Raw genomic sequence first — 1779 nt, 5'->3', positions numbered from 1 at the left:
CGAGCCAACACCGGGGCCGGCATTGTCAGGCGCAGTGGCAGGAGAGTCGGGCGTGTTCATGCCACCCTGGCGGCCCGGATCGCTGCCTTGAGTGCGCGGATCGGTGCCGGTGGCGGGTGGCTGATTGATCAGCGGCACGCCGGAACCATCGGTGTTCATTCCGGGGGCACTGTTGATAGCAGGCGCGCGTGGCGGGGTCGGATCGGTAGGGCCAGTGCCCGCTGCCGTGGACGAGGCGGCGAACACCGCAGGGCAAAGCAGGGCGCTGAAGACTAAAGCGGTCAACCTTGACGGGATCATAGGGCTTCTCCAGTGATTGGAATCCTTACACTGGATTGGTCAGCCCTGATGACGGATTGGTGCCTGATGATCGACGAACGGTCTATGCCGGGCGCGCGTGTCTGCTGTTCAGACGATACCGATCGCTAGTGTTTCCGGCGGCGCAAAACAGTTAACGGTCATAAGCATCCTTTCAGAATTTGCGATATCAACTGTGGGAGCGAGCCTGCTCGCGAAAGCGTCATATCAGTCAGACGTTGATTCAACTGACAGAATGCTTTCGCGAGCAGGCTCGCTCCCACAAGGGCAACAGTGTTCAGCAAATTGGACAGATCAGTATGTTTGCCATGTGACGAGCGCCGCTGCGCGCCTTAGTATGGCGCTTTAATTTGCATACAAGGCCCGTCCATGACGATCGAAATCCGCCCGGCGACCCCCAGCGATGCGCCGCAAATCCTCACCTTCATCACCGAACTGGCAGATTTCGAGAAGGCCCGTCACGAAGTCATCGCCAGCGTCGCTGACATCGAACGCAGCCTGTTCGGCGAAGGCGCCACCGCCCACGGCCTGATCTGCCTGCGCGACGGCTTGCCGATTGGCTTCGCGGTGTTCTTCTTCAGTTATTCAACGTGGCTGGGCAGCAATTGCCTGTACCTCGAAGACCTCTACATCACCCCCGAACAACGTGGCGGCGGCGCCGGCAAAACCCTGCTGCGCCACCTGGCGAAAATCGCCTGCGCCAACGACTGCGGCCGCTTCGAATGGAGCGTGCTGGAATGGAACACCCCGGCCATCGAATTCTATAAATCGCTCGGTGCGCAACCGCAGGAGGAATGGGTGCGGTATCGCATGGATGGCAAGGTGTTGCGCGAATTTGCCGAGGGCTGAGCACAATGATGGCAATCTACTGCTGATTCAGTTGTCGCCACCGCTCTAGTCCGGCATTCTGTGCGCCATTTTTGCGCGCTCACGGACGACACCTGCAATGCATCTGGCAAAATTTCTCCGCGCCTGTGGAACCCTCGCTGCGTCAATGAGTGACCAGCTATGAGCGGACTGCAGGCGTCCATGCGTCTGTATGGTCTGGTGAAAACTACCGGCTCTTCTGACGACCCGAATCGACAGGCTGTGGAAATTCTCTGCATGGCCCAGCGCACTGGCGGCGTGGCTATACGGGCTTTCGTGTCGCGGCTTGATGCCGAGTTGATGACGCGCAGTGCCGACCTTGGCGACTACCGCGTGGTAGCGCTGAGAACCTTTGATCCCACAGCGATTATCGACGCCCATCAAGGCTGGCTGATGCTGCACGTCTGTTGCGGCTTCGTCGCTCTCGCCGGCCATTCTCTGTTGAAAAACGGTGCGTTGATCCCGATGGGCTGGCACGTCTACTCCGAAGTGGGGCGCTGGACCTCCAGGCATCATCTGGACCTTGGCGTGGAAATGGGCGACTTGCTGCAATCGACTTTCGAGCGCAATCACCTGCGCAACTACAACGCCTGG

3 protein-coding genes are annotated in these 1779 nt (G+C 59.5%); 2 read left to right on the top strand and 1 reads right to left on the bottom strand.

Features of this window, described 5'->3' with window-relative positions; genetic code table 11:
- Positions 1–300 (bottom strand): hypothetical protein (locus OQK_RS30890; RefSeq protein WP_038860094.1); only part of this gene is annotated, 300 nt, incomplete at its 3' end.
- Between the two features lie 387 nt (positions 301–687).
- Between OQK_RS30890 and OQK_RS00445 the strand changes: the two genes are divergently transcribed.
- Complete coding sequence (locus tag OQK_RS00445) at positions 688–1167, top strand: GNAT family N-acetyltransferase (RefSeq protein ID WP_016770628.1); 480 nt, start codon at positions 688–690, stop codon at positions 1165–1167.
- A gap of 159 nt (positions 1168–1326) precedes the next feature.
- The coding region (locus OQK_RS00440; RefSeq protein WP_016770627.1) for a hypothetical protein at positions 1327–1779 on the top strand (453 nt) is incomplete at its 3' end.

Source organism: Pseudomonas sp. R62 (assembly GCF_000257605.1).
Lineage (GTDB): Bacteria > Pseudomonadota > Gammaproteobacteria > Pseudomonadales > Pseudomonadaceae > Aquipseudomonas > Aquipseudomonas atacamensis.
The sequence above is the reverse complement of the archived record's forward strand: the minus strand, read 5'-3'. Positions and strand labels throughout refer to the sequence as shown.